Here is a 24,827-nt window from a genome sequence, read left to right as displayed (position 1 = left end):
CGAATCGCGTTGCTGTTCACGTCGTTCACAGTAACCGAATCGCAGTCAAATCCGGCGGCAGCCTGTCGTCACAGTCGCACTGCCGGAACCAGAAACTCCGAGGTGAACGCCCCTTCCTCGCTGTTGTATTTCACCCAGCCGCCATGTTCTTTCAGAATCGTCTCAGCGCGCTGCAGCCCAAAGCCGTGAAAGCCCCTCTTGCCGGTCTTAAAAAGCGTGCCGACCTTCGTTTTCTTCGTGCCTGCAGAGTTGAGCAGATAAAAATACATCATACAGCCCTTCATGCTGATGGAAAGGCGGATGAATTTCTCCCCCCGCGCGTCCCGGCAGGCTTCGATCGCATTGCCAAGCAGATTTCCGATAACGATGCTCAGCTCCAGATCAGAGAGCAGCAGTTCTCCCGGCAGATTTGCCTGCACCGTCACTGCGATGCCCTCCGCCTTTGCCTGCGCAAGCTTTGCGGAAAGGATCGCATCCACCGTCACATTCCCTGTTTTTAGCAGCGTATCCACGCTCTGCAGATTCTGGTCAAGCTGTTCGATATAGGCAATCGCGCGATCCACCTCTCCGGCTTCCAGCTGCCCTTTCAGCGCCTGCAGATGATGATGAAAGTCATGCTTGTAGCCGCGCATTTCTTTATGGATGTTGCGAACCTCATCGAGATGACGCTTCGCCTGCTCCTCCTGCATTTCTACAAGCTTCAGATAAGTTCGTTTCAACATGGTTTCCCCTCAGTTTCCCGCGATAAACGCACGGTTGATATCATCGTACTTTCCGCGCGCAACCGGAATCTCCGCCCCGGTATCCAGCGTAACCGAGGTGCGTCTGATACAGATAATCGTTTTCAGATTAACAAGATAAGAGCGGTGCGTGCGGAAAAAATCCCCGCCAAGCTTCTGTTCAAAGGCGGAAATGTTTTCCTTTATGCGATATTCCTTTTCCCTCGTGTGGATTACAATATAGTGCTGAAATGCTTCCACATACAAAATATCGGATTCGTAAAGCTTAACCGTCCCGTCCTCGCAGGAAATTATCACAGACGGCGGCTCGACCGCCAGCCTTTCGGCGGCGCGCGACAGAACCGCAAAAAGCTTCTCCTTTGCCACTGGTTTCATGAGATAGTGAAGCGCGTCCACCTCATAGCCCTCGCTGACAAATTCAAAATGCGAGGTGATAAACACGATCTCCGCCCTGCTGCCCTCCGCGCGCACGCGTCTGGCAAGGTCGATGCCGCTCATGCCCTTCATCTCCACATCGAGGAGCAGAATATCATAGGCGCTGTCATCCCCGCAGGCAAACCAGAATGCTTCCGCGCTCGGAAAAAGCTCTGTCCTGCAGCTATTCTGATTTTTCCTTGCCCACTCGGAAACAATGCTTTTCAGCGCCTCCGCCTGCTCCGGCTCATCGTCGCAGATTGCGATCCGGTATGTCATATGCCTGCCTCCTTCCACCTGCCGCAGAATACCGCCGCAACCTCTGCGGGGCTTTCCTTTGCCCCGCTCTGCAGCCATTTCATCGCAGTGTTGAACAGCGCGCCGATGTACATGTACAGCTCATAGCGCTTAATTGAGCTGACAGGCATGCTCCCGGCTATCATCTCATGAAACTGATTTAATTCATCCAGCATCAGGGAGGCAAACCCGGACTCGTACAGGTTCAGTGCATACTCCCCATATTCTTTAAAAAATGCAAAGCAGCGCTCTACATGATGCTCATCGATACCATCAGACAGATCGTAATCCATCGTTATGCGGAAAGATTCCAGAACATCCCGGATCAGTGTCACCAGCACATCCTCTTTCGACTCATAATTCCGGTAATAGGACGCGCGCGCCACTCCCGCCTTACGGATAATCTCTGTCACGGTAATCTCTGAAATACTCTTCTCATGCATCAGATCAAACAGCGCGTCCGCGATACTCATTTTCACCCGCAGATTCTCCTGTGCTCTCTTATCCATAGCCCCTCCGTCCTGACGCAGCAGTCCCGACAGTTTCCCGTTACATTTTGATAATTACTGTTCCCTTCGTTCGCAGTAACTCTTGATACATTTTGCCCGAAATTGTCTCACGTCGCGTTCTTGCGAAGCCCAAAGCGACATGATACACTTGTCTCACGTTTATTCTATCATATTTTTTGAAACTGTAAAGCGCCACGTATTTGCACGCGGCAAATTGTTACTGTTTACTCCGTTCACAGCAACCTTCGCAAATCCATTTACAATTCGCTTCGCGAATGGAATTTGCTCACACCTGAGTCATGTTCTCACTCCTCAAACCCACAGGACTAGCTTCGCGTCGCAGCAGGTGTTTGAGCAGGTGTTTGAGGCTGGGGTGAACTGTAACGGCAAATTTTCACACCAGCAGGGAGGAAAAAGAATTTATGCGGACTGCAATTGTAACCGATACCAACAGCGGCATTTCCATAGAAAAAGCAAAAGAGCTGGGCATTTTTATCGTCCCGATGCCCGTCATCATTGGAGAAAATACGTATCTGGAGCACCAGACCATTACGCACGCTGAACTTTACCGCGCGATGCGGCAGCATCTGGATATTTCATCCTCGCAGCCCTCGCCCGGCTTCGTGACCGATCTGTGGGATTCTATCCTCGCCTCCGGCTATGATGAGATCGTCTATATCCCCATGTCCAGCGGTCTGAGCGGCTCCTGTCAGAGCGCGGCAATGCTCGCAAAGGATTATAACGGCAAGGTTTTCGTGGTTGACAATCACCGCATCTCCGTCACCCAGGAAACGTCCGTCTATGACGCAAAGCATCTTGCGGAAAGCGGATTTTCGGCTGCCAGGATCAAGGAGCGCCTGGAGAAGCACGCCTACGACGCCAGCATTTATATCAGCGTGGATTCTCTGGAATACCTGAAAAAAGGCGGCAGGATCACGCCCGCAGCTGCAGCCTTTGCCACGGTCATCAACCTGAAACCCGTGCTCACCATCCAGGGCGACAAGCTGGATTCCTTTGCAAAAATGCGCGGTATGAAACTATGCGAAAAGAAAATGATTGAAGCAATGCAGAAAGATATTGAGACGCGTTTTTCAGATATTCCGCACACACAGCTCGTCATTGCGACAGCCGGTACCTTTGAAAATCCGGCGGACGCCGAGCACTGGCGGCAGACCGTGCAGAACGCGTTTCCGGACTATGACATCCGTTACAGTCCGCTGTCCTGCAGCATCGCCTGTCACACAGGGATCAATGCTGCAGGAGCCGGCGTGGTGCGGATTGAAAAACGGTAAGAAATTCCAGAGAAAATGCCAGAGGTCATGTGCCTCTGGCATTTTTATGTACAGTCTGTCATTTTCTGAAGAGCCGTCCTCCTGCTGCGCAGGCTTTGTCATATTGCTGCGCAGGCTCTGTCATTGTACGGCACCCGTATGCTGTTAATCATCTGCGGAGAGCGTCCGCTCCTGCTCCGCCTGGATATCCGGAAACATGGAGAGCATCGGTTTTACCTTTTTGCCATGTATGCGGCGGTCTACATAGTTCTTTGTGCACTTCATAACAACCGGTGACAAAACGAGAACGCCGATAAGGTTCGGGATCATCATCATTCCGTTGAAGGTATCGGAAATATCCCATGCAAGCTGCGCTTCCATCACAGAACCCGCCAGCACGATGATTACAAACACAATGCGGTACACCGTCACCGACTTTTCACCGAACAGATACTGGCACGCCGTGGAACCGTAGTGGCTCCAGCCAAGCACGGTGGAGTATGCGAACAGCAGGATCGCGATTGCGATGAACCATGCGCCCGGCTTTCCGAAGGTCTGCTGGAATGCATAGCTCATAAGCGAGCTGGAACCAACCGCTTCCGCCGCCTCCGTCAGGGCACCTGTTGTCAGATCAACCGCACCGGAGCTTAAAATGGTCAGTGCCGTCAGTGTACATACCACGATCGTATCCGCAAATACCTCAAAGATGCCCCACATACCCTGACGAACCGGCTCCTTTACGTTGGAGCTGGAATGTACCATAACGGAGGAACCAAGACCTGCCTCATTCGAGAATACACCGCGCTTGAAGCCCATCTGCATTGCCATCGCAATACCAGCTCCGACTACACCGCCTGCCGCTGATTTCAGCGCAAACGCTCCTTTAAAAATAGAAACAAATACTGCCGGGATCACGCTTGCATGCATACAGATAATCACAACCGTGCCCACCAGATATGCGATTACCATGAACGGTACGATTTTCTCTGTGATAGATGCGATACGCTTCAAACCGCCAAGGATCACCGCAGCCACAGCTATAAATAAAATGATACCTGTTACGATCTGCGGAATATTAAACGCCGTGTATACGTTCATAACCATACTGTTTACCTGGCTCATGTTGCCAATGCCGAAGGAGGCAAGCAGACAGAAGCAGGAGAACAGAACAGCGAGGACCGTGCCGATCGTCTTGCAGCCCTTTTTGCTTCCCAGACCGTCGCGCAGATAATACATCGCGCCGCCGGCCCATTCGCCCTTCGAATTTTTCCTTCTGTACAGAATGCCAAGAACATTCTCCGAATAGTTCGTCATCATTCCGAAAAAGGCGATCAGCCACATCCAGAACACCGCGCCCGGTCCGCCGACTGCGATCGCGCCAGCCACGCCGACAATATTACCGGTACCGACCGTCGCCGCCAGCGCCGTACACAGCGACTGAAACTGCGATATTGAGCGATCCTGCGTGTGCTTTCTCACATGCTCATCGCCGAAGATCGCGCCGATGGTGTGTTTGATCCAGTGCCCGAAATGGGACAACTGGAAAAACTTTGTCATACAGGTCATCAGAACGCCGACAAATCCCAGAAGTATCAGCGCCGGCCATCCCCAGACGATGCCGTTTACAAAACTGTTTACATTGGTAATCGTTTCAATCATAATACTTTCTCCCTCTCTCTTTCATAATCCTCCCCGAAAAATCCCCTCAGATGTCTGCCAAAAATGCCCCTCCGCTTTTATTTTCATGGAAAGCAATTATCTGAAAACTCCTTTCCATGGAAACAAAAAAAGACGGAAGAAACAACTTCTCCCGTCTGAAACACTCAAATAAGACCAATCATCTGATCGCATTCTCTGTCCTTTCGCCTGAGAGATTCGCGCAATGCGCTTTGCACCTTCGGCACCCACCTCTTCGTGGGATTCTCCAGAGTGCAGTCCATATCCGGTCCCGTCCGATATGCTCTGCTGTCAGAACACCGAACCCCTGTAAGTGTTACTCCTTCGGGAAGGCGCGCCTTTCTCCCGGCTATATCAACCTGCACATATTTAATTTACCCTATTACCTTATCACAGTGAGAAACTATTGTCAACTTTGATATTTATTTGACGATCCGTCATCATAGTCTTCGTGTTATTGTTCACTTCGTTCGCAGTAACCTTCGCATATCCATTTTTAATTCACTTCATGATACACAAGACGTATTTTTAGTGAAGACTTTAATTATTTCCTGTCCTCCACCGCCACAAAATCCGTGTGCTCTCCAACATATTTGTACGCCGGACGGATGATCTTGTTTGCGCTGATCAGCTCCTCTAAGCGGTGCGCGCTCCAGCCAGGCATACGCGCGATCGCAAAGATCGGCGTAAACAACTCCTGCGGGATGCCGAGCATCGCATACACGAAACCGCTGTAGAAATCAACATTCGCGCAGACATTTTTGAAAAGCTTGCGCTGCTCCATGATAAGCTGCCCAGCCAGACGCTCCACCAGCTCATAAAGCGCAAATTCTTCCATCATGCCCTTTTCCTGCGCAAGATCCTTCGCAAAGCGCTTTAAAATAACCTCACGCGGATCAGACAGCGTGTAAACGGCATGTCCCATACCGTAAATCAGGCCGGAATGATCGAAAGCTTCTTTATTCAGTATCTTCTTCAGATAGGCAGCGACCTCCTCCTCGTTTGTCCAGTCGGAAATATGCGCTTTAATATCCGCGAACATATTCTGTACCTTAAGGTTTGCGCCGCCGTGACGCGGTCCCTTCAGCGAGCCGATGGATGCCGCCACGGAAGAGTAGGTATCGGTGCCGGAGGATGTGACAACATGCGTCGTAAAGGTGGAGTTATTACCACCGCCGTGCTCCGCATGGAGGATCAGCGCGATGTCAAGCACCTTCGCCTCCAGCTCTGTGTACTCGCCGCTCGGACGCAGCATCAGCAGGATGTTTTCCGCCAGCGACAGCTCCTTTTTCGGATTGCGGATCAGCAGTGTATCATCCTTGCGGAAGTGACGATATGCATGATAGGAATAAACCGCGATCAGCGGAAGCTTCGCGATCAGCTCCAGGCACTGGCGCAGAACGTTTCTCACGGAAATATCCTCAGGGTTTTCATCGTAGGTGTATAAGGTCAGTACGCAGCGCTGCATTGCATTCATCATATTGTCGTTGGATGCCTTCATGACCACATCACGCACAAAACGGCTTCCCAGCTCCTGCATCTCCTGCATCACATTAAGAAATGTTCTCAGCTCCTGCTGCGTCGGCAGTTTGCCGAAGATCAGCAGATAGACCGTCTCCTCAAAACCAAACTTACGCCCCTGCAGTCCGTTTACGATATCAGAAACATTAATTCCCTGATAATAAAGCGCTCCCTCCGCCGGAATCTGCCGGCCGCCGACCAGATCGTAGGCAACCACGTCTGAAATCTCCGTCAGACCGGTGAGCACGCCCTTACCGGCGGAATCGCGCAGACCACGCTTTACATCGTACTCCACATAAAGGTTCGGGTCGATGCGGTGTCCGTTGAGAAGCTCTTTCTCAAGCCTGCTCCAGTCACACTTTAAATCTTCTATACTTGTCATTTCAACATCCTGCATAAACAGCACCTCCTCATATGCAAAGACACCGGTTGCGGTACATCTTCGTAACCGGTGTCGGCAGGAATTCCCAGAATTCCTTTTCATATTACACGAAAATAAGTTATCCTGCAACATTTTTTTCACCGGTACATTTTCCTGGCCATTTTTTATAATAGTTCTTATCTATTTTTTTATCTCATTTCTCACAAAAGCGCTGTGACTTTCCCCCTCGTCGGTTGTTTTCTGATTATAGAAAACGGCGCTTCCTGTCTGTCCCTTGCTCACATCCAGAACGGCCGTCTCCCCGGAAAGGATACCGTTTGTTATACTGTGAATGCTCTCCAGCCGGTAGCGCATGGTTTTTTCCTCCGATACGGTATACCAGCCTGCCGGCACCGTCAGGCTTACTGATTCCGAGGCTTTGCCGGTGTTCTGTGCATCACTCTGCATAAACGCAACCATCCGATAATAAGTGTGCCGCTTTCCAAGCACATCCTCCCCACTGACGCAGAAGGTGAAGGTGGGGTTGCCGTGCGCCCACACAATATCGGCGGCATCGATCTCCTTTGTGAGGATAATCTGCGCCTCCACTGCTCCCGCCGGAAGCTTTACTGTAACAATATTGGTCTCCTTCTCTTCGTACAGCGGGCTGCCCTGTGCCCAGACTGTCTTCATCCGCGCTTTGTTTGGTACAACGTACCAGCGCCTGTTTCCGGAAATCTGCTCGTATGCGCTGCAGTCATATCCGTCCTTCAGGCGGCAGGTAATATCAAACCGCAGCGTCTGATTATCCAGTGCGGGCGGATTTTTCTTAAAATCACAGGAGATCACAACATTCTGTCCTGAGACGGATGTCGTCCACTGCGAGGCCGCCGTAAACTTTCCCGACTCATTGCTAAATACCTTTGCCGAAATGTATTCCAGGCACGGCTCCAGCTCGTCCGTCAGCACCATCTGTACCGGTTTCCATATTTCTTCATTGTGCGGTACTGTCTGAAAAACGCTGAATACGATTGTTTCCCCGGCATCGGAAAGCTGTTTTTCCCGCATGCTCTCCGACTGATCCAGCCCCTTTACCGGCGCCGAAAACGATGTCCGCTGCACCGACGCCTGCGTGGTCACTTTATTTGAAGTCATTGAAACAGCCGTCTGCCCGCTGTGTTTGCTGGCAAGTGCAGCCGTGTTTACCACCTTATAAACGGCTGTGTTCTTTGTCTGTGTAGGCTTTATCTCCTCCGGATCCATCCGCACCTTAAACACAAAGGTATAGGTCCGCCCATACAGAGCGGCACTCTTTAGATTAACAGGCGTGATGCTTACCGTATCATTCTTTTGCACGCACTGAAAGCTGCCCGCAGCATTTTTTCCGCTTTCCAGACAGGTGATCTTCATTGATCCCACATAATCCACGCCTGCCGGAAGCACATCCTCAATTACCAGCTTCTCATAATAATTGTTAGGTGTCTGCCAGGGAATATATTGCTCGATCTTATAGTAATATTCCGAGGTGATCTTCGGCAATGTATTCGTCTGTTCCCATGAAACGCCGTCATTTGACACATACTTTTTCGGATATGCGGAATCCATCGGAACCGGCACATCCACGTCCGACTGCCTTACAATGCCAAGCGTCACCTCATCCGGTTTGCCGTTTTTCAGTGATTCGTTCCTCTTTGCAATACTCGCCTTACTCACACGGTAATCCGAGCTGTCCTGAATATGATCCCGATACCCTATCGCAACATAATAGGTGGAGCAATTTTTCAGGACAAAGCCCACATTTCCCCTCGTATCGTTTGCCGGAAGCTGTCCCGATGCCGTCACAAACAGGTAGGTATTGCCGTCCGCTTTTGATACCTGTGATTTATAATATACCGTAGAATTCGCCGACTGGTAAAGTTTCTTCGCTATGCTGCCGGTTTCCGTGCGGATACCAAATCTCTGGGAATTGTCGATCTCCCACCACTGGAACCGGCTGTTCACTGCAACTGCCTTCTGCTTAGCATCTCCGTGCTTAAAATATTCCATCTTCATTATATATTCACCCATAGTCGGCATGAAATACCACGCAATTTTGCTCCGGCTGAATCCCATAGGCGGATAGGACGGCACCTCCGCGCCGTCACTTCCCGCGTATGTTTTGTTTGTGTAGGCAGTAACAGTCATTTTCAGGTCATACCAGACGCCATCCTTAAACAAAATCTTCTGATAGACTCCGCCGAATTTTCCCGCCGACGCATTGTTGGTCGGATAGAAGATATAGATATCTCCGTCTGATTTCGTCATCGTTTTTACTGCGCTCCCTGCAGTGTTAAACGGTTCAAAGGATGAGATGCCGCTGTACCAGGTCGCTGCCCGGTAGGCGCCGTCCAGCTCGGAAGTACTCATCAGACGAAAGCCGCTGCCGGAAGCTGTCACCGGATTTCCGCTTGGTGGCAGCGCTGCACGCGCAGCCAGCAGCTGTATCCCCTTCAGGCTCTCCAGTCCAACGTCTGCTTCCTGCCCGGATTCTGTATCGGATTCTGTATCAGATTCTGTACCGGCTTCAGACGGATCCTCCGTCATCCCGGATTCAGCCTCTCCTCCCGGCGTTTCCGCCTGCCCGTCCGGACTTTCCGTTTCCGGCGTGTCAGCTTCCTCCTCTGCATACAAAAGTGAGAACCAGCCGGTTTCCTCCGTTTCAAAAACAAATGTAACCGAACGCTTTTCATCGTCCAGTATCATCCGCTTTCCCGGAATTTCCCGAAACTCATCATTTTTCCCCTGCCAGGCGATGTGTAAAGCTTCCATCCAATCGCTTTCGACTGGAACTTCGGCAGAATCCTGCACCTGACAAAACGCCTGATAGATATCCTCATCACAGATCGTCAGTCGGATCTCTGCCTCGCCCGGAAGACTTATTTCCGCCCCCTGTGCATCCGTAAACAGCAGATAGTATGGGAGAAATATCTGTACATTTTCCACTGTTTTCTCAGGAAGCGCCTGATCCCATGCGGCAAGCAGAGCATCTTCCAGTTTTTTACAGTGCATTTCTTTTTCTTCCGTTTCTCCGATCATATCCGCGATGCAGAGTACCCGGAAGCTCACGTCTTCCGCGAATAACTCTCCTTCTTTTAAGAAAATAAATACCTCTGTATCGCCATTTGTATCCGCAAGTACAACTCTGTCCCCCGGCTCTGCGTCAACTCCCATTTCCGTGCCGGATTCCTCTGTATTCCCGGATTGATCGGACATTTCTGTGTCCGGGTCCATATCTTCCCATCGATCCTGCCCGTTTTCTGTGTCTGTCATTTCTGTTTCCGCATCCGGTAAGCCCGGTGTTTCTGTACCGGATTCCCCGCTGTCATTTTCCTGCTCCGCCCCGGATGCCTCCTCTGTCATCGGCTCTGCACCGGAACTTCCCGGATTGCTGTCGTTTTCCTCCTCTTTGCCTGCTGTTACCGGTATGCTGCCCGTCCCTTCTGTGCCGGCTATTTCCGGTGCGCTGCCCGTCCCTTCCGTGCCGGCTGTTTCCGACGCGCTGCCCGTTCCTTCTGTGCCGGCCGTTTCCGGTGCGCTGCCCGTCCCTTCTGTGCCTGCTGCTTCCGACGCGCTGCCCGTCCCTTCTGTGCCTGCTGCTTCCGACGCGCTGCCGGTGTTCTCTTCTGTGCCGACTATTTCTTCCTGCGCACTGCCAGCCTTCGTTTCCATGCCAAATGCTCCTGATGTATTAACCGTCTCCCATTTGGGTATTCTTTCCTCTTTCATTCCTCCTTTTTCCTCAGTCTGGATATCATCTTGCTTTCCTGTCCCTATTCCCACCAACCCCTGTGCTGCCACCTGCACAGGGAGGGCGGGAGTAACTGCCGTCATCACCGCCAGAATCCCCGCGGCAATACGGCGTCTCATGAATTTTTCAGACTTCATGACGTCATTTCCTCCTTCATCAATATAGCGACTGCGTTTTTACTCTTCTGGTAAGTGTGGCGAAATACCAGGACTCTTCGAAATGTATGGATACTATATCATGTTTTTGTGATATTGTCAATATGATATATGATTTTATTTTTTAAAATATGATTTTTTCGCCGGCGCACGGCACCCTGCTGCGTGGGCTATCCGCAGTTCACTAAAATACGTCCGCCGAACGTTTTTGTCGTATGCATAGCAACACAAACCAGAGGCAGGAATTTCCTCCTGCCCCTGGTTCAGCTCGCTCATCTTCTCTGCGGCAGCGTTATTTGCCGCTTTTCTTTTTTCAGCCCGGAATGGTGTAATTGCCGCTGTACACAACCATGTACAGGATGTTTTTGCATGCCTGACACATTGCGGGTACCAGCATCGCGAAATCCGTATCACTGCACGCCTGCTTTTCTCATTTTCCGGCAGAGCAACACGCCGGTCAGCAGCAGCACCGGGAAAACGATGCCCGCCAGAATACCCATTTTCAGATTATCCCCGAGCGCACTCGACACCATGCCGACCAGCGTCGGACCGCCGGAGCAGCCAAGATCACCGCCAAGTGCAAGCAGTGCGAACATCGCGGTGCCGCCTCTCGGAAGAGCCGCGGACGCCTTACTGAAGGTGCCCGGCCACATGATTCCCACGGAAAGTCCGCAGATTGCACACGCCACCAGGCTGAGCTGCGGAATCGGCAGGAGTGAAACGCCCAGATAGGCGAGAATACAGAGGCAGCTGCTGTAAATCATAAACTTATCCAGGTTGATGCGATCGCCATATTTTCCATAGAAGGCTCTGGAGGTTCCCATGAGGATCGCGAACGCCATCGGTCCCGCCAGGTCGCCAAGGGTTTTGGAAATGCCCAGCCCTTTCTCCGCGAAGGTCGACGCCCACTGGCTGACCGCCTGTTCGCTCGCGCCCGCGCAGACCATCATGATCAGAAGAATCCAGAAAATCTTAATTCTGAAAAGCTCATTCATCTTAAGCCCCGTCTCTCCCTCTTCCATCAGGCTTGCAATCGGAACCTTCGTAAATACATACGCGTTGCACGCCGGGATGATCGCCCATATCAGCGCCATGATTTTCCAGTTCTGCGTGCCAAATAGCTGGAAAAATACCGTGGACAGGAACACCACACCCACATGTCCCCAGCAGTAGAAGGAATGCAGCATACTCATCGTCTTTTCTTTATTATCGGACGGACATGCTTCTACAACCGGGCTTACCAGGACCTCCAGCAATCCGCCGCCGACTGCGTAGATCATTACCGCGATGAGAATACCGGCAAACGGCGACGGCATTACCTCCGGCAGAACCGTCAGAAACACAAGCCCTGCCGCCGACAGCACATGCGCAATGATCATCGACGCGCGGTAGCCGATCTTATCGACAAACCCCACTGACAAAAGATCCACCAGAAGCTGCACGCCGAAATTAAAAGTAACGAGCAGCGTGATCTGCGAGAGCGGAATGCTGTAGCTTCTCTGGAACGTTAAAAACAAAAGCGGCACAAAATTGTTTACGATCGCCTGCACAATATACGCCGTAAAACAGGCGGTAATCGTTTTGTTGTATTGATTTTTCATAACCTTTCTCCTTCCCCGGACGGATATCCGGCATCTCTGAACGGGCTATTGTTCACTCCATTCACAGTAACCCGAACGGCTACATCATATCTCATTTTTCTTTTAAAATCATTGCACAAAATCACACATTTATGGTACAATATCGCAAAATCATTTGCTAATGCATTATGACTTCCGGCACTGAAAGGAAACCGCCATGAATATCTGGACAGCGATCAAAACCGACGACACGCTCAATGAAAGTGTACAGCACGGAGATACCGACTACCCATTCGCTTATTATATGGAAAATATCTGGGACTTTGATTTTCACTGCATGGACTGGCACTGGCACCATGAGCTGGAATTCTTCTCCATCACAGAAGGCACCGCCATCTGCTGCGCCGGAGCAGACAGGCTGGAGGTTCCCGCCGGATGCGGTATGTTTATTAACAGCGGCGTTCTGCATCGCTTTGAGGCGCAGGCAAACACCTGGATACCGAATATCGTATTTTCGCCCTCCCTGCTGGCTGCGGAAAACAGTCTGATTTACCGGAAATACATTCTTCCCCTTCTGCACTCCGGCATTTCCTGGCAGTTTTTCTCCCCAAAGGTCACCTGGCAGAAAGAAATTCTGGATATTCTCTCGCAGATCTATCATATGCAGGAGCAGGAAGAAGGCGCAGAATTTTCCACAATGCGTCTGCTTTTCAACCTGTGGGATATCCTGGTTAAAAACCTCAGCATCTCCGCAAATTCCGGGACGCTTCCGCAACTGGATCATCGTCAGGCGCGTCTTCAGATTATGATGCAGTACATACACGACCATTACCAGGAGGAGCTTACCCTGCAGAAAATCGCCGACGCCGCATCCATCAGCAAGAGCAGCGCGCTGCAAATTTTCCAGACAGGCATTCACTGCTCGCCCGTGTCATATCTTATCCAGTACCGACTCGCGCAGGCAGCCGACCTTCTTTACACAACAAGAAAACCTGTCTCCGCGATCGCGCTGGAAACAGGCTTTACAAGTGCCGGCTATTTCTGCCGGAAATTTAAAGAGCGTTATCAGATGAGTCCGAACGAGTACCGGGCAAAGTAGAATCAGAGTTTTCTCTTCCTCCCCTTTGCAATGCAGTTTTACTAAATGTTACCGCTCTCCTCCGCCAGATAGACCTCATAGATTTCCGTCAGCGCCGCACCGGACTCACAGACATGATCCTGCACAGCGATTGCCTCGACGGGAATCTGAAGGATATCCGAAGCTGTCAGCTCGCCCTCCAGGTAATTGACAAGCGTCACGCTCTCAAACAGCGGCGCGGTCTTTTCCCCCGGTTTCACAAGTTCCCGGTATCCGTATATGAAGTTTATGGAATCTGCTGTGCGTTCTGCCGCGATCCGCTCCCAGCCTTCCGCAGCAATGAAAGAAAAGATTCCGATGTCCGCCGGCGGCTCCTTCCTATGCGTCTGCGGATTTACCACGGAAATGCACTTTACCGGAACGGACACCCGCAGAAAAATCCAGGCATCGCTTTTCCCCGTATTCGTTGCGGTTGGATTCTTGGGCACGACACTCCCCGGAACGAGTCCAAGCGCGTTCTCCGGCTGCCAGGAGGGTTCCGTCAGCTCAACATCCACCGACCCGGACGAGATCAGATTGACAAGCGCCTTTGGATGTTCTGTCAGATAGGCATTGGTCAGTCCGGAGGAGGCCGCAAAAAGAGACACTCCCAGGAATGCCGCTGCCGCTTTTTCTGTTTTCATTGCATTGTTACCCCCTTTTCCCGGATTTTCAGTATATTTACAAGAATCATTTTTATCAGTACGAGCCAGAGAAACAATCCCGCAAGTATCAGCTTTTCCCCAATTCCTCCAAACAGCATGGCAGCATAGCCCAGACAGGGCACGGTGAATCGAACGACGCCCATCACTTCCTCCTCATGCACCAATCTTCCGTCCGGCTGCTCATTGGCATCTCCCTTCGCCGCAAGGACGCGCGCCTCTTCGTCCTTTCCGGCAACCCTGTGCGTGACATATACGCCGCTCGCACTGGCGCAATAGGTGATGATGTCGCCTGTTCTGATGTTTTCAAACGCTGTTTTTTTCACATAGACCGCACTGCCCACAGGAATCTCCGGCATCATGCTCGCGCTGAGTACTGTGTAAACCTCCAGTCCGAAAAGCTGCGGCGCTGCCACCGCCGCCACGAACAAACATGTTATCGCCAGCAGGCAATCAATCATCCTCGTTATCACTTTCATGTTCCTTCCTCCTGTCCCTGCGCTCCGCCCACACAGCGATTGCCGCCGCAAACGCACTCGTGACAAACAGCGCCGCCCACATCAGAATACGCGTGCTGTCCGCTGTCACCGGAACCTGCATCTTTGTCACACTGCCGTCCTCTCCGCGGGCGGAAAAAATCCACGCCACCTTTCCGGTCAGCTTTTGAAAGCGATTGTCCATCTCCGGCGAGAGGCTTAATTTCACGGTCAGATCTCTGCTGCGCCCGGCTGCAAATTGCCCAAGGCTGATATCCTGCAGCATAGACGCACTGCCCGGCGCTGCGCCTGCCTGACTCGTCTGCACCGGCGCTGCACCGCCCGAATCCGCACTGTCCGGCGAACCGCACACAGCGCCCCGATAAAGCAGCCTGCCGCCCTCTGTTATCTCAATCACCGCATATTTTGTGAGAAGCTGCCGCACCAATCTGATCTGCTCATCACTCATGCTCTCCTGCTCTGTCTGCTCAGCGCGCAGAAAGATTTCCACTGTTTCCATGCTTTTATTCTCCACTGCTATTTTCTGTGTGCGTCCGCACCCCGGCGTCAGATTTTTAAATGCCGCAAATAAATCTGTATTTCTGCTGTTTGTCGTAAATCCCTGCGCTTTACCAAGATACGTGACTGCCGTCTTTTCCGCTGCCGGAGCCTTTGGAAAGACAATGCCAAGCTCCTCCAGGCGAACTTTCCAGATGGACGCCGCATCCTTATCTGCCTGCACCGATTCCATACAGACAATAATTTCTGCGTCCTTTCCCCTGTATTCGTTTCCGGCTTTCGCGGAAAGCGTGAAAGACTCCATCAGCGGCTCCCGCGTCGTCTCCCCTGCCCGCAAAATTTCTCTGTAATAAAACCATCCGTCATCCTTCTGTTCCCAGAAGCGGCTGTTGAAGCTGATCTCGATCATATCCGGATTCAGCCCGTCCGCCGTCCGCAGCTTTCCGTCCGCATCCCGTACCCCAAATACCTTTGTCACCGAAACGCGTACAAGAATATCCACCGTACCCTCATTTTTCACATGTACCTTCTTTTGCACCGTTTCCGAAGGATTTACATGCGCGGGCACATTATATTCTTCCACGATCTGCGCCTTATAGGATGCCATTGTGAGCACATTGTCTGTCCGGCTCTGAATGGTCCAAAACGCATATCCCATAAATGTCACTGACACAGCAAACAATATTGTCAGCAGAATTGTTCCGATTTTCCTTCCCATACACCTGTCTCCACATTATGCACTCCCGGACGCGGAGCCTGCATCTGAACGCAATTCTTCATCCAGAGCAGCCAGCGCTTCCTTCTGTCCGGCAAATCCAGATGCCTGTATCGCTTCCGCCTTCACGATAATCTGAAAATCTCCAAGCGTCTTAATCTGCTCATTTTTCCACTCGGTCGGCAGAGCAAGCGTCGTAAACAGCACCGCCTCCCCGCCGATTTTCAAAATGCCCTTGCCATCTTCTCCCATGTAATTGCAGACAATTTCATTCTCCGTCGACCGCTGTGCATCGACCTCAAAAAGCGGATTGATCATAGGCAGCAGCTCAAGCTCCGCAAGCGTATAGCCCGGAATCCGCCCCTGTACAAGCTTTTTGGCCGTGCCGGTCTGCTCATAAGAGCCTGTATATGTGCTGTCATAGCGTATCATTGTCTTCATCAGCGCCAGACGTCCGGCGTCCGTTACCGGCGTACCGCTGCTGTCCGCCAGAAGGATCCGCATCCGGGCATAGCAAGGCTCTTCTCCGTTTTTCGATGATGTAATATTCTTTACCGTCGGATTTTTATACACGCTGTAGCCCGGATACACATTCACACCATCTCCTTCCTCCGGGTTCCAGTCCGGCTCCTGCAGCCCGATTTCCAGATCGCCCACTGTAAAGGTATTTGACAGACTCTGACGGCTGGTCAGATACGCCAGCGTTCCCTGTATGCTGACAAACACAAGCGCCAGCAGCATCGCCGCGATGCCCAATGCTTTTACCATAGTTTTCCTTGTTTCTGTATTTTTCATGCGATTTCCTCCCACGCTTCCTTTATTGTATTTTTTCCACACTGCACCGCCTCCGCATACACATAAATATCAAACGGCGGTATCTCCCCTGCATCCTGCCTGACGGTAACGCAGTCAAACAACGTGCCGGTCTTTTGCCCCGGCTGCAGCCGCTCCTGCCAGTAATAGTATCCGTCCTCTCCCGCCTGCCATCCCGGATTGATCACAAGCGCCTCACAGTAATCTTTGGCATCGCTGTCCGTAAAATGAACGGCTGCCCGCACATAACAGTCAATATCTGAACTGCTGCATATGCGCGGTGCTTTTACGATCACTTTCCCGGGGGTTACCTCCCCGGGCGGTTCAAATTTTTCATCAATGGTAATATCCACAGCGGATACCCCAAAGCGGTTCGCCGCGTCATCCCGCGCGGTCAGATAGGCATACGACACCCCTGCACCTACGCCCAGAATAAGCGTACCTGTCAATACGGCCATCATAAAATATTTCATTTTTCTGTGTACATTCCTTTCCCTGTTTGATTTACATTTCTCTGAGTCTCTGGCGGATCCGCCGGAAATTGATATGGAAAAGACTTTTCCATCGACTTCTCCTACATTATAGCATATTCCGTTTTGTATTGCAAGTACTAATTATCATTTTATTTATACTAATATCATATTGTATATTTGTTTCTAACTATCTGCATGAACAGGAGCCCGGACGCATAAAATAAACAAACCATATCCGGAGCATTTCTTATGAAAAAGCTTTCTCTTGCCCTGATTCCCGCCGGCTGTCTGCTGCTTTGCGCCGCCCTGCGCTACCATAATGCCGCTGACGCGCACCGGGCTGCCGGTGAATTTCAGAATTTCACGCAATCCATGTTCCAGAAGGAAATCACCGCCAGCACCCTCTCCCTGCATTACACGCTGGAAAATCCCGCCGACTACGGTATCACCGACTATCCGGTAACGTTCGGCGACACGGAGGAAATCTCTCTGGTAGCCTCGGCGTCGCGCTCCGCGCAGCAGTATCTCCAGATGCTCTCTGAGATCTCCTACAGCGATCTTTCCCTGCAGAACCGGATTACCTATGACATCCTGCTGCTTGGTCTGGAAAATGAAAAAAGCGCGGAAACCTTTGCGCTGTACAGAGAACCCCTCGGTCCGACCATCGGCGTACAGGCGCAGCTTCCGGTATTGCTCTCAGAATACGCCTTCTCCGATAAAGCGGACATCGAGGAATACCTTGCGCTGATCGCCCAGACAGATTCTTATTTTTCTTCCATAATAAAATTTGAACGCGCCCGCTCCGCCGCCGGTCTTTTTATGAGCGATAAAAACACCGACGCTATCCTTGCGCAGTGCCGCTCGTTTATTGGCTCCAGCGATTCAAAAAGCAACCTCCTGGTGACAATTTTTAATGAAAAAGTGGACGCTCTTAATTTCCTGTCTGTCAAAGAAAAGGCGCAGCTCAAAGCCGAAAACCGCAAGGCAGTGGCAAACCATGTGATTCCCGCCTACGAGCTCCTGATCGAGGGGCTGGAATCCCTAAAGGGCACCGGTCAGAATGAGAATGGGCTCTGCTATCTGCCCGCCGGAAAAGCGTACTATGAGTATCTGATGGTAAGCTCTGTCGGCTCCTACCTCCCCATTGACGCAATCGAACGGCGAATCCGCAAACAGCTTTCCGACGATGTGCTCGCCTGCCGCGACCTGCTTTCAAAATACCCTTCTGCCGCTTCCGGCGCCGATCTTACGGATATTCCGACGGAGCCTGTAGAAATTCTCAACGAGCTGCAGCAGAAAATGAGCGCCGACTATCCCGCCGCTCCGAAAACCACCTTCTCCGTGAAATATGTACATAAATCTCTGGAGGATTTTTTAAGTCCTGCCTTTTATCTGACGCCGCCCATCGATAATCCGGACGCAAATGTCATTTATATTAACCGTGCCGGCGTTTCCTCCCCGCTGGAGCTGTACACCACACTGGCGCACGAGGGCTATCCGGGGCACCTCTACCAGAATATCAGCTCCGGGAATTACCTTGACCCGGTGCGCGCGCTTTTTTCCTTCGGCGGCTATACGGAAGGGTGGGCGACCTACGTGGAAATGGGCAGCTATGATTACGCCCTGCCCGCTTCCGCCTCCGACGAGGCGAGGGCAGGCGTCGAATACGCCCGCCTGAACCGCTCCGTGATGCTCGGTCTTTCCTCGCTCCTTGATATCTGCATCCATTACCGCGGCTACACGCGCGAACAGACCGCAGCTTTTCTGCAGAGCCTCGGTTTTGCAAACCCGGACAGCGCCGACGCTATTTTTGATGCTATTATAGAAGCGCCCGCTAATTATCTGAAATATTATCTCGGATATCTGAGCTTTCTGGATCTGCGCAGCTATTGTGAGGAAAGCTGGCCGGATGTTTTTGAATTGAAGGATTTTCACAAACAAATTCTGCAGATTGGTCCGGCACCGTTTCCGGTGCTGGAAAAATATCTGAAGCTGTATTACACAACAAAATAATTACTGTTCACTCCGTTCGCAGTAACCTTCGCAAATCAGGCATGAACCAATGTCATTTAGTTAAGGCAATTGAAAAAGATCAATCTGAAGGTCTAACTTAAATTTTTTAATAAATTTAAGAAAAAGGGTTGACACAGAATCCAAAATGTGCGGCCGCTCTCGCTACTGATTATATTTTAAGAAGTAGCGAGAGCGGCCCTTGAAATTGAAGCTAAAATTATCATTTCAATTTCAAGGAGGTACCCGTATGTCATTCCCGCAAAAAGTTAAATCTACCCTCTGGGCAATCGTCAACTCCATGACCAGCAGCATGGACAAATTTGTCAAAAATCCCGAAAAGGATTTTACTCGTGACCGGAAACTGGGCTTTCTACAACTGGTCCGTTTCTTCCTTTGCATGGAAAGTGGATGCATCAGCCATGAGTTGCTGAAATATTTCTATTTTCTGCCCGATGAAGTTCCGACGGCTTCCGCTTTCATCCAGCAGCGCGCAAAGCTCCGCCCTGATACCTTCCTGCACATCCTCAGACAGCTTAACCTCCGCTTTCCTACACAAAAGCTTTGGGGAAAGTATTCCCTTATTGCCGCAGACGGCTGTGAATTTAACATTGCGCGGAATCCGCAGGACCCTTCCACCTTCCATCCCACAAGCGGCAGGTCAAAGAAGGGGTTCAACTCCATCCATACCATTTCCCTGTATGACCTGCTTTCCAAGCGGTATCTGGATGCCATCATACAGCCGGGCAGACGCAAAAACGAATTTGCTGCCCTCTGCCAGCTTATAGACCGCTATATTTATGGCGGCTCCCCTGTCTTCGTTGCAGACAGGGGCTTTGCCAGCTATAACGTCTTCGCACATGCGCTTGAGAAAGGCTGTTTCTTTGCCATCCGCGCCAAGGATGTCAATATAAAGCGTCTCCTTGCGATTGGCAGCCTCCCCAGCCAGATGGACCGGTGGGCAGAGGTGATACTTACCCGGTCAATGGCCAAAAAGAAAAGGCAGCATCCCGAATTGGAAAGCCTTTACCGCTATATATGCAAGACGGTTTCCTTTGACTTTATCACAGAAAGCAGTCCCGAATACCGCATGCGTCTGCGCGTAGTCCGTTTCCAGATAGCGGAAGGGGTTTATGAAAATGTCATCACGAACCTTCCGGAAGATGAATTCTCATCAGAACAGATCAGGCACATTTATCATCTCCGGTGGAACCAGGAAACTTCCTTCCGTGACTTAAAACATACGATCGGAACCGCAAACTTCCACGCCAAATCCCAGGAATACATTGAGTTTGAGATTCTCTGCCGGATGACGCTGTATAATTTTTGTACCATCATAATCATGGATACCGCTATAAAAAAGGAAACGGGGAAATGGGCGTATCAGGTCAATCTGTCTATGGCGATAAAAATATGTTTTGCATTCCTTTCAGACCATATGGGTCCCGGAAATATAAATGACCTGATCAGCCGTTATATACTGCCGATCAGGCCAGACCGAACCTATGCCCGCCAGCTAAGGTTCCAGGTACCGGCCAGTTTCGCTTACCGTTTCGTGTAAAGCGGAACTGCCATTAGCAGTATACCATTTTTAAGGCAGATATGCAATCTGTCTGTTTGCCATACCCAAAAACTTCCCATTGTACTACATATCCGGTTATAGAGCTTCGTACAGCTGGTAAAATCCCCATATCATTCCAATATAGGGCTGTTTTATGGCAGGGATTCTCTAACATGTCTTGTTTAACTAAATGACATTGGGCATGAACAGTAACACAAAATAATCTTTTTTCTTTGACAAAAATGTGGTATAGTGTATTTCATAACAATTACCTTTTACAGCGAGGAATGATTATGACAAAACCAAAAGCAAAATACAGTGGAAGACTGCGCCCCTATCTGGCATGGCCAACGATTACGGCGGTTCTGTTCTGCATCTTATCATTTATCATATGCTTCATGGATCTCAAGGCAGGGATTGTCGCCGTGATTTTCACACTATGCTATATCGCGGTGGTGATCGTCCTGGTGTTTGTATATAAGCCAAAGGTAATGACAGACCTCGTGTCTTTTGCCGCCCAGTACGGGCAGGTGCAGAAACAGATGCTCGATGAATTTTCCATCCCCTATGGAGTGCTTGATATAGACGGAAAAATCATCTGGATGAATCAGCATATGCGCATGATGCTGGAAAAGAGCAACCGCTACCACAAAAGCATCACCAATCTGATCCCGGAAATTACGATCGATAAGTTCCCGGAATCACGCGAACCGGTCAGCTTTGAGTTCTCCATGAATGACCGCGATTACCGCGCCGAGCTGAAGCGCATCCGCATCGACGAATGGCACGCTTCCACCGATCTGATGTCTATCCCGGAGGAGCAGTGCTATCTGCACACGATCTATATTTTTGACAACACGGAGCTGAAAAAAGCGCTCCGCGCTAACGAAGAGCAGCGTCTGGTGGTCGGTCTGATCTACATCGACAACTACGACGAGGTGCTGGACAGCACGGACGATGTGCGCCGCTCACTTCTGCTTGCCCTGGTCGACCGGAAGATCGACAAATTTATCAGCAATCATCATGGCATCATGAAGAAGCTTGAAAAAGATAAATACTATATTATCATGAAGCAGAAGTACCTTGATATTCTGAAGGCAAACCGTTTTTCACTGCTGGAGGACATCAAGACGCTCAACATCGGCAACGATATGCGGCTTACCTTAAGTATTGGCATCGGCTCAAACGGCTCTACCTATGTTGAGACCTATGAGTTTTCACGCGCTGCCATCGACCTCGCCCTTGGGCGCGGAGGCGACCAGGCGGTTGTGAAAACGCCGGACGGCATCTCCTACTACGGCGGCAAATCGCAGCAGATGGAAAAAAATACCCGCGTGAAAGCGCGTGTGAAGGCGCAGGCGCTGCGTGAGTTTATCAGCACGCGCGACGACGTCATCATCATGGGACATAAGGTGACGGACATCGACACCTTCGGCGCTGCCGTCGGCATCTATAGGGCGGCGCGGGTGCTCGGCAAGCGCGCTTATATTCTGATTGACGAAAACAGTACGTCCATACGCCCGTATTTAAACCTGTTCCGTGAGAACAGGGAATACGAGTCGGACATGTTTATCAACCACCGCGACGCCGACGAGCTGGTTGACAACGATACCCTTCTGGTTGTCGTTGACACCAACCGTCCGAGCAACTCAGAGTACCCGGAGCTTCTGGAGCGCTCCCACACGATCGCCGTACTCGACCATCACCGTCAGAGCAGCGAGGTGATCAAAAACGCGACGCTCTCCTACATCGAGCCGTATGCGTCTTCCGCCTGCGAAATGGTGGCGGAGATCCTGCAGTATTTTGACGACGGTGTTAAGCTCACCAACATCGAGGCGGATTGTCTGTATGCCGGCATTATTGTGGACACCAACAATTTTGTGGCAAAGACAGGCGTGCGCACGTTCGAAGCAGCCGCCTACCTGCGCCGCTGCGGTGCCGATGTCACTAAGGTCCGCAAGATGATGCGCAACGATATGACGTCCTACAAAGCTCGCGCGGAGGCGGTACGTCATGCCGAGCTGTACCTGGACAACTATGCGATCAGCATTTTGCCGTCCGCCGGGCTTGACAGCCCGACCACGGTAGGCGCGCAGGCTGCAAACGAGCTGCTGAATATTACCGGAGTAAAGGCTTCCTTTGTTCTGACAGCTTATAATAACCAGATTTATATCAGCGCCCGTTCTATTGATGAAGTGAATGTGCAGATCATTATGGAGCGTATGGGCGGCGGCGGTCATATGAACATCGCCGGAGCACAGCTAAGGGATGTGACGCCGGAGCAGGCAGTAGACGCACTGAAAGAAACCCTTCAGACCATGAAAGGCGAAGGCGCAATTTAAGGAGGAAATGATCATGAAAGTAATTTTATTACAGGATGTAAAAACACTTGGCAAAAAAGGCGATACCGTAAACGTAAGCGATGGCTACGCGCGCAACATGCTCTTCCCAAAAAAGCTCGGTATAGAAGCAACTGCAAAAAATATGAATGACCTGAAGCTTCAGAAGGCAAACCAGGCAAAGGTGGCGCAGGAGCAGCTTGATGCCGCAAAAGCATTTGCAGAGGTACTTGCGAAAACGGAAGTAGTCGTTGCGATCAAGGTGGGCGAAGGAGGAAAGACCTTCGGTTCCGTATCCTCAAAGGAAATCGCAGAGGCGGCAAAGGCTCAGCATAACCTGGATATCGACAAAAAGAAAATCCAGCTTGCCTCCCCGATCAAAGCGCTCGGAACCACTCCGGTTCCGGTGAAGCTACACCCGCAGGTGACTGCCGAATTGAAGGTAACTGTCAAAGAAGCATAAAAGGATAAATTATTCATTAAAGGATAAATTATTATGGAAGAATCTCTGATCAAGCGTGTCATGCCGCACAGCCCGGAGGCGGAGCAGTCGGTCATCGGCTCTATGATAATGGATACGGATGCCATCCTCACTGCATCGGAAATTATCACCAGCGATGATTTTTACCAAAAGCAGTTCGGCGTTCTTTTTGATGCGATGGTGGAGCTTTATAATGAAGGAAAACCGGTCGACCTTGTCACGCTGCAGGATCGTCTGCTGCAAAAGGATGTTCCCCCGGAAATATCCGGTCTGGAATTTGCCAGGGATCTGCTGGATACGTTCTATACTTCCACTAATGTGCGCCACTACGCAAACATCGTGCGCGAAAAAGCGACACTTCGCCGCCTGATCCGTACAGTTGAGGAAATCGCGAACACCTGTTATGCAGGCAAGGAAGCGACCGAGGATATTCTTGCCGACACGGAAAAACGCATTTTTGATATTGTCCAGCAAAACACCTCCGGGGATTTTGTGCCCATCAAGGAGGTCGTTCTGAACGCGCTGGACAAGATTGAGCTTGCCTCAAAAACGAAGGGAAATGTTACCGGTATTCCTACCGGATTTATTGATCTCGATTATAAGACGGCCGGATTCCAGCCGTCCGATCTGATCCTGGTGGCAGCGCGTCCTTCTATGGGAAAAACAGCGCTGGTGCTCAACATCGCCCAGCATATGGCATTCCGCGAAAATGTGACGGTCGCCGTATTCAGTCTGGAAATGTCGAAGGAGCAGCTCGTCAATCGACTGCTCTCCCTCGAATCCCGCGTCGATTCGCAGTCCATCCGTACCGGAAACCTCTCCGACGAGGACTGGGCAAAATTGATCGAAGGCGCCGGTGTGATTGGACAGTCCAACCTCATCATCGACGACACCCCCGGTATCTCCGTCATGGAATTGCGCAGCAAGTGCCGCAAATACAAGCTGGAGCATAATCTTGGAATCATCATCATAGACTATTTACAGCTTATGACGGGCAGCAAGCGCTCCGAATCCAGACAGCAGGAAATTTCCGATATTTCCCGCTCTCTCAAAGCCATTGCCCGTGAGCTGAACGTTCCCGTCGTTGCACTCTCCCAGCTCTCCCGCGCCGTCGAACAGCGTCCCGACCATCGTCCGATGCTCTCGGACCTGAGAGAATCCGGCGCCATCGAGCAGGACGCCGACGTCGTAATGTTCATCTACCGTGACGACTACTACAACAAAGACACCGCCAAACCAAACGTAGCGGAAATCATCATCGCCAAGCAGAGAAACGGCGCCATCGGCACCATCGAACTAGCCTGGCTCCCGCAATACACCAAATTCGCAAACATGCGCAAGTAGAGCCA

At 51.0% G+C, this 24,827-nt stretch carries 19 protein-coding genes and 1 riboswitch; of the genes, 7 read left to right on the top strand and 12 right to left on the bottom strand.

The annotated features are described in order from the left end of the window. Positions 1 to 68: 68 nt before the first annotated feature. The 3 genes from ACLU9Q_RS04485 to ACLU9Q_RS04475 are packed head-to-tail and all read right to left on the bottom strand — an operon-like array spanning position 69 to position 1,960. Entirely contained in the window at positions 69 to 722 is a 654-nt protein-coding gene (locus ACLU9Q_RS04485; protein WP_296830877.1) for a sensor histidine kinase, read from the bottom strand. Positions 723 to 731: 9 nt separating this feature from the next. Continuing rightward, a complete protein-coding gene (locus ACLU9Q_RS04480) occupies positions 732 to 1,433 on the bottom strand; it encodes a LytR/AlgR family response regulator transcription factor (protein WP_296830874.1) in 702 nt (233 codons plus the stop codon). Continuing rightward, positions 1,430 to 1,960, bottom strand: a complete 531-nt coding sequence (locus ACLU9Q_RS04475) for a TetR/AcrR family transcriptional regulator (protein WP_296830871.1) — start codon at positions 1,958 to 1,960, stop codon at positions 1,430 to 1,432. Before ACLU9Q_RS04475 ends, ACLU9Q_RS04480 begins: the two co-directional genes overlap by 4 nt. Before the next feature lie 422 nt (positions 1,961 to 2,382). Between ACLU9Q_RS04475 and ACLU9Q_RS04470 the strand changes: the two genes are divergently transcribed. Continuing rightward, on the top strand, positions 2,383 to 3,252 hold the full coding sequence (locus ACLU9Q_RS04470; protein WP_296840250.1) for a DegV family protein: 870 nt from the start codon (positions 2,383 to 2,385) through the stop codon (positions 3,250 to 3,252). A 144-nt stretch (positions 3,253 to 3,396) separates the two neighbouring features. Here ACLU9Q_RS04470 and ACLU9Q_RS04465 read toward each other — a convergent pair whose 3' ends face one another. The 4 genes from ACLU9Q_RS04465 to ACLU9Q_RS04450 form a co-directional block, all read right to left on the bottom strand. Continuing rightward, entirely contained in the window at positions 3,397 to 4,890 is a 1,494-nt protein-coding gene (locus ACLU9Q_RS04465; protein ID WP_296840253.1) for an alanine/glycine:cation symporter family protein, read from the bottom strand. Between the two features lie 185 nt (positions 4,891 to 5,075). After that, positions 5,076 to 5,169, bottom strand: a riboswitch (glycine riboswitch). Positions 5,170 to 5,452: 283 nt separating this feature from the next. Continuing rightward, complete coding sequence (locus tag ACLU9Q_RS04460; protein ID WP_296840256.1) at positions 5,453 to 6,826, bottom strand: citrate/2-methylcitrate synthase; 1,374 nt, start codon at positions 6,824 to 6,826, stop codon at positions 5,453 to 5,455. 165 nt (positions 6,827 to 6,991) lie between these two features. Beyond that, complete coding sequence (locus ACLU9Q_RS04455) at positions 6,992 to 10,714, bottom strand: isopeptide-forming domain-containing fimbrial protein (RefSeq protein ID WP_296906560.1); 3,723 nt, start codon at positions 10,712 to 10,714, stop codon at positions 6,992 to 6,994. A 428-nt stretch (positions 10,715 to 11,142) separates the two neighbouring features. Then, positions 11,143 to 12,333 (bottom strand): MFS transporter, encoded by a 1,191-nt coding sequence (locus ACLU9Q_RS04450; protein WP_296840045.1) that lies wholly within the window; start codon positions 12,331 to 12,333, stop codon positions 11,143 to 11,145. A 196-nt stretch (positions 12,334 to 12,529) separates the two neighbouring features. Here ACLU9Q_RS04450 and ACLU9Q_RS04445 point away from each other — a divergent pair, with 196 nt between their 5' ends. Further along, on the top strand, positions 12,530 to 13,411 hold the full coding sequence (locus ACLU9Q_RS04445; RefSeq protein ID WP_296840042.1) for an AraC family transcriptional regulator: 882 nt from the start codon (positions 12,530 to 12,532) through the stop codon (positions 13,409 to 13,411). Between the two features lie 41 nt (positions 13,412 to 13,452). Here ACLU9Q_RS04445 and ACLU9Q_RS04440 read toward each other — a convergent pair whose 3' ends face one another. From ACLU9Q_RS04440 to ACLU9Q_RS04420, 5 genes are read right to left on the bottom strand one after another with little or no spacing between them, the layout of a single operon-like run. Next, positions 13,453 to 14,073: a hypothetical protein gene (locus ACLU9Q_RS04440; RefSeq protein WP_296840039.1), complete on the bottom strand. Its 621-nt coding sequence runs from the start codon at positions 14,071 to 14,073 to the stop codon at positions 13,453 to 13,455. After that, a complete protein-coding gene (locus tag ACLU9Q_RS04435; RefSeq protein WP_296840036.1) occupies positions 14,070 to 14,570 on the bottom strand; it encodes a signal peptidase I in 501 nt (166 codons plus the stop codon). Before ACLU9Q_RS04435 ends, ACLU9Q_RS04440 begins: the two co-directional genes overlap by 4 nt. Further along, positions 14,545 to 15,804: a hypothetical protein gene (locus ACLU9Q_RS04430; protein ID WP_296840033.1), complete on the bottom strand. Its 1,260-nt coding sequence runs from the start codon at positions 15,802 to 15,804 to the stop codon at positions 14,545 to 14,547. Before ACLU9Q_RS04430 ends, ACLU9Q_RS04435 begins: the two co-directional genes overlap by 26 nt. 15 nt (positions 15,805 to 15,819) lie before the next feature. Next, positions 15,820 to 16,596: a SipW-dependent-type signal peptide-containing protein gene (locus ACLU9Q_RS04425; RefSeq protein WP_296840031.1), complete on the bottom strand. Its 777-nt coding sequence runs from the start codon at positions 16,594 to 16,596 to the stop codon at positions 15,820 to 15,822. Then, complete coding sequence (locus ACLU9Q_RS04420) at positions 16,593 to 17,087, bottom strand: hypothetical protein (protein WP_296840027.1); 495 nt, start codon at positions 17,085 to 17,087, stop codon at positions 16,593 to 16,595. Before ACLU9Q_RS04420 ends, ACLU9Q_RS04425 begins: the two co-directional genes overlap by 4 nt. Before the next feature lie 249 nt (positions 17,088 to 17,336). Here ACLU9Q_RS04420 and ACLU9Q_RS04415 point away from each other — a divergent pair, with 249 nt between their 5' ends. From ACLU9Q_RS04415 to dnaB, 5 genes are all read left to right on the top strand, one after another. Next, a complete protein-coding gene (locus tag ACLU9Q_RS04415; RefSeq protein WP_296840024.1) occupies positions 17,337 to 19,100 on the top strand; it encodes a DUF885 domain-containing protein in 1,764 nt (587 codons plus the stop codon). Between the two features lie 247 nt (positions 19,101 to 19,347). Next, the gene (locus ACLU9Q_RS04410; protein WP_412624502.1) at positions 19,348 to 20,658 is read left to right on the top strand and encodes an IS4 family transposase; all 1,311 of its coding nucleotides are present in this window, start codon (positions 19,348 to 19,350) and stop codon (positions 20,656 to 20,658) included. A 287-nt stretch (positions 20,659 to 20,945) separates the two neighbouring features. Continuing rightward, positions 20,946 to 23,000, top strand: coding sequence for a DHH family phosphoesterase (locus ACLU9Q_RS04405; protein WP_296831076.1), 2,055 nt, complete (start codon positions 20,946 to 20,948; stop codon positions 22,998 to 23,000). Between the two features lie 13 nt (positions 23,001 to 23,013). After that, positions 23,014 to 23,460, top strand: a complete 447-nt coding sequence (gene rplI, locus ACLU9Q_RS04400) for a 50S ribosomal protein L9 (protein ID WP_296831078.1) — start codon at positions 23,014 to 23,016, stop codon at positions 23,458 to 23,460. 33 nt (positions 23,461 to 23,493) lie between these two features. Beyond that, entirely contained in the window at positions 23,494 to 24,822 is a 1,329-nt protein-coding gene (gene dnaB / locus ACLU9Q_RS04395) for a replicative DNA helicase (protein WP_296831080.1), read from the top strand. Positions 24,823 to 24,827: the final 5 nt, after the last annotated feature.

It is taken from the genome of Marvinbryantia sp. (assembly GCF_047017445.1).
GTDB lineage: Bacteria > Bacillota > Clostridia > Lachnospirales > Lachnospiraceae > Marvinbryantia.
Note: the sequence above shows the minus strand (reverse complement) of the source record. Positions and strands in the feature narration are given on the sequence as shown.

Coding starts and splice junctions, on each gene's coding strand:
- ACLU9Q_RS04415 (WP_296840024.1), top strand. CDS start 17,337: ATGAAAAAGCTTTCTCTTGCCCTGATTCCCGCCGGCTGTCTGCTGCTT.
- ACLU9Q_RS04430 (WP_296840033.1), bottom strand. CDS start 15,804: ATGGGAAGGAAAATCGGAACAATTCTGCTGACAATATTGTTTGCTGTG.
- ACLU9Q_RS04405 (WP_296831076.1), top strand. CDS start 20,946: ATGATTATGACAAAACCAAAAGCAAAATACAGTGGAAGACTGCGCCCC.
- ACLU9Q_RS04465 (WP_296840253.1), bottom strand. CDS start 4,890: ATGATTGAAACGATTACCAATGTAAACAGTTTTGTAAACGGCATCGTC.
- rplI (WP_296831078.1), top strand. CDS start 23,014: ATGAAAGTAATTTTATTACAGGATGTAAAAACACTTGGCAAAAAAGGC.
- ACLU9Q_RS04485 (WP_296830877.1), bottom strand. CDS start 722: ATGTTGAAACGAACTTATCTGAAGCTTGTAGAAATGCAGGAGGAGCAG.
- ACLU9Q_RS04410 (WP_412624502.1), top strand. CDS start 19,348: ATGTCATTCCCGCAAAAAGTTAAATCTACCCTCTGGGCAATCGTCAAC.
- dnaB (WP_296831080.1), top strand. CDS start 23,494: ATGGAAGAATCTCTGATCAAGCGTGTCATGCCGCACAGCCCGGAGGCG.
- ACLU9Q_RS04480 (WP_296830874.1), bottom strand. CDS start 1,433: ATGACATACCGGATCGCAATCTGCGACGATGAGCCGGAGCAGGCGGAG.
- ACLU9Q_RS04470 (WP_296840250.1), top strand. CDS start 2,383: ATGCGGACTGCAATTGTAACCGATACCAACAGCGGCATTTCCATAGAA.
- ACLU9Q_RS04460 (WP_296840256.1), bottom strand. CDS start 6,826: ATGCAGGATGTTGAAATGACAAGTATAGAAGATTTAAAGTGTGACTGG.
- ACLU9Q_RS04425 (WP_296840031.1), bottom strand. CDS start 16,596: ATGAAAAATACAGAAACAAGGAAAACTATGGTAAAAGCATTGGGCATC.
- ACLU9Q_RS04435 (WP_296840036.1), bottom strand. CDS start 14,570: ATGAAAGTGATAACGAGGATGATTGATTGCCTGCTGGCGATAACATGT.
- ACLU9Q_RS04445 (WP_296840042.1), top strand. CDS start 12,530: ATGAATATCTGGACAGCGATCAAAACCGACGACACGCTCAATGAAAGT.
- ACLU9Q_RS04475 (WP_296830871.1), bottom strand. CDS start 1,960: ATGGATAAGAGAGCACAGGAGAATCTGCGGGTGAAAATGAGTATCGCG.
- ACLU9Q_RS04450 (WP_296840045.1), bottom strand. CDS start 12,333: ATGAAAAATCAATACAACAAAACGATTACCGCCTGTTTTACGGCGTAT.
- ACLU9Q_RS04455 (WP_296906560.1), bottom strand. CDS start 10,714: ATGAAGTCTGAAAAATTCATGAGACGCCGTATTGCCGCGGGGATTCTG.
- ACLU9Q_RS04420 (WP_296840027.1), bottom strand. CDS start 17,087: ATGAAATATTTTATGATGGCCGTATTGACAGGTACGCTTATTCTGGGC.
- ACLU9Q_RS04440 (WP_296840039.1), bottom strand. CDS start 14,073: ATGAAAACAGAAAAAGCGGCAGCGGCATTCCTGGGAGTGTCTCTTTTT.